1 protein-coding gene is annotated in these 2,301 nt (G+C 69.5%); it reads left to right on the top strand.

From position 1 onward, the window contains the following. Positions 1-349 precede the first annotated feature (349 nt). Positions 350-2,284 carry a protein kinase domain-containing protein gene (locus ABEA43_RS67570; protein WP_345581473.1) on the top strand — a complete coding sequence of 645 codons (1,935 nt, stop codon included), beginning with the start codon at positions 350-352 and terminating at the stop codon, positions 2,282-2,284. Positions 2,285-2,301: the final 17 nt, after the last annotated feature.

Below are 2,301 nucleotides of genomic sequence, written 5' to 3'. Positions count from 1 at the left end.
GGCCTTCAACACATCATCGATCCGCACGTACAGTGCGGTTGCGAGGGTGTCTAACTCTTTCGTCACACATCGAGCTTGGGCACCCTCGCCCTATCTCCGCAGCTACGCCTTGGCATCAATCATCTAGGAGCCCGGCAGCGGCTGCGAACACCCCCGGAGGACACTCCGGGGGTGTCGCGGCACCCGGCCGAGCGATCATCCGGTACGGCGAAGCCGGTGCCGTCCCGACCGGCACGCTCGGCCGGCGTCGCGTGTGTTTCCCTTCCGCCACATGCCGGGTTCAGGGTCTCCAAGAAGGGCTGAGCGGTTCACCTGGAACCTTGTGAGCAGTCCGGGCATCTAACACGCCGTGGATGCGCTTATCGCTGGAGACCCGCAGCACATCGGCGAGTACTGGCTGGCGGGGCGGCTTGGCTCCGGTGGCCAGGGGGTTGTGTACGACGCCTACGATCGTGAGGGGCGCAGGGTCGCGCTCAAGGTGCTCCATGCGGCCGACAGCCAGGTGGGCCGCGACCGGTTCGCCAAGGAGGCGGCGGCCGCCGGCCGGGTGGCGTCGTTCTGCACGGCCAGGGTGCTGGCCTCCGATCTGTCGGGCAGCAGGCCGTACATCGTCAGCGAGTACGTGCCGGGGCCGAGCCTGCGTCAGGCGATCAACCGGGGGCGCAGGTTCACCGGGGACGATTTGCACAGGTTGGCCACCGCGATCGCCACTGCGCTGACCGCCGTGCACGACGCGGGCGTGATACACCGCGACCTCAAGCCGGACAACGTGCTGCTCGGCGCCGACGGTCCTCGGGTGATCGACTTCGGCATCGCGCGAACCTTGGACATGTCGCTGACCAAGACGGGCGAGGTGTCCGGCACACCCACGTACATGGCGCCTGAGGTGTTCATGGGGCAGCGGGCGGCAGCTCCTGCCGACGTGTTCGCCTGGGGTGCGATCATGGTGTTCGCCTCCACGGGTGAGGACCCGTTCAAGGCCGACAATCTGGGCGGGGTCATGCACCAGGTGTTGTCGGCGGAGCCTGATCTGAGGGGGCTGCCGCCGCGCCTGGCCACGCTGGTGACCGCGGCGATGGAGAAGGACCCTTCGGCCCGTCCCGAGGCTCGCGACCTGCTGCTCGCCTTGGTCAGCGGCAACAATCGGGACATGCGCGGGCTGCTGACCGCGGGCAGTCATGCGGCGAAGGGGGTGCACGTGCCCGACCTGGCCGTCCCGGCGCTGGGCACGATCGCCGAGGACGCCTATGGCGCGCTCACGCCTGACGAGCGAGAGCTGGCCGCCGAGGTTTTCCTCCGCATGGTGGCGGTCACCGATGACGGGCACGAGACCGTCCGCTGGGCGCTGAAGGAGGAGCTGCTCGCCGGCCGCTCGGAGCGGGAGGCCCTGGCCATCGAGCACATCTTGCAGGCATTCTCCTATCTGGTGACGCAGAAGGGCGACGCGGTCGGACTGTCGCGTCCTGCTCTGCTGCGTGCCTGGCCGCGGCTGCGGGTGTGGGTGGACGCTGATCGCTCCGGGCTCGCCGTACTGAGCCAGATCAGCGACGCGGCCCGCCAATGGGCCGAGAACGGGCGTAAGGACGGAGACCTGCTGCAGGGCAGCCGGCTGGACCACGTGCTGACCTGGGCGGCCACCGGGCGCAGGCACATCACGCTGACCCCGCGGGAACGTGACTTCCTCGCCGCCGGCACGGAGCTGACCAGGAAGCGCATCCGCCGCAGGTGGCTGACCACGGTCGCGCTGTCCGGACTGCTCGCGGTGGCGCTGGTGGCGGGAGGCGTCGCGGTGCTGCAGAGCAGGCAGGTGGCCGAGCAGAGCAGCCTGGTCGTCCAGCAGCGCGACCAGGCCGTGGGGCGGCAGGTCGCGGCCGAGGCCGACAAGCTGCGCACCACTGACCCGGCCGGGGCGATGCTGCTCAGCGTGGCCGGTTGGCGGTTGGCCCCGGGCACTGACACCAGGCAGAGCCTGACGACCTCATTGACGATGCCGGAGAGCACGGCCTTCCGCGACCCGGGCGCCAAAGGGGTCTCCGCGGCCGCGGCGGCGGTCGACGGGCGGACGCGGGTCATCGCCGGCGAGGACGGCGTGCGGGTCTACGACACCCCCTCGCAGCGGCAGTCGAAGTTCTGGAAGTGGCCGAGCGGCTTGCAGGCGCTGCCGACCGCGGCCGCGCTCAGTGCCCGTGTACAAACTGATCGTCAGGTTGATTGGGGAGATGCGGATCGTGCGAGTCGTCGCCCCATGAGGATGATCATTGCCCACAAGACCATGGCTTCGTGATGGTCGGGCAACCGCTC

This window comes from Nonomuraea rosea, assembly GCF_039539705.1.
Taxonomy (GTDB): domain Bacteria; phylum Actinomycetota; class Actinomycetes; order Streptosporangiales; family Streptosporangiaceae; genus Nonomuraea; species Nonomuraea rosea.
Note: the sequence above shows the minus strand (reverse complement) of the source record. Positions and strands in the feature narration are given on the sequence as shown.